Origin of the sequence: Lactobacillus nasalidis (assembly GCF_016587775.1) — a bacterium.
Taxonomy (GTDB): domain Bacteria; phylum Bacillota; class Bacilli; order Lactobacillales; family Lactobacillaceae; genus Lactobacillus; species Lactobacillus nasalidis.
In genome coordinates, this window is sequence record NZ_BOCG01000027.1 from 1 (window position 1) to 375 (window position 375).

At 54.1% G+C, this 375-nt stretch carries 1 pseudogene; it reads right to left on the minus strand.

The features are described 5' to 3' along the window. Window positions 1-77 precede the first annotated feature (77 nt). A pseudogene (locus lacNas_RS00215) lies at window positions 78-375 on the minus strand (hypothetical protein); the annotation flags it as partial.

Genomic DNA, 375 nt, shown 5'->3' on the forward strand with positions numbered 1-375 from the left:
CTATATACTAAAAGAATATAAAGCGACAAAAAAGTCCGGTCCACACGCGTGGACCGGGCTTTTAAAATGACTTGCCACTATAAGTTGGCAATAAACCAGTCAATCACTTTGTTCCAGAAGCTGCTCCAGCGCTCAGAAATCAGGTCCCAGCCGTGCAGCCGGTTGTCGTAGTAGACCTTTTCCCCGTCCGGACTGGTCAGCAGCAAGTCCTGAAAGGCAGCATCGTAAACGTCATCGGCGATGTTCCGCTGGCTTTCGCCAAAACCGCCGAAGGCACTTTCCAGAGCCACGCCGCCGGCGGCCTGCTGCTTGATTTGCCGCTGGCAGACCTTTTGCCCGTTGACCGACAGAGTCAAGCGGCTGCCTTTGACGGTC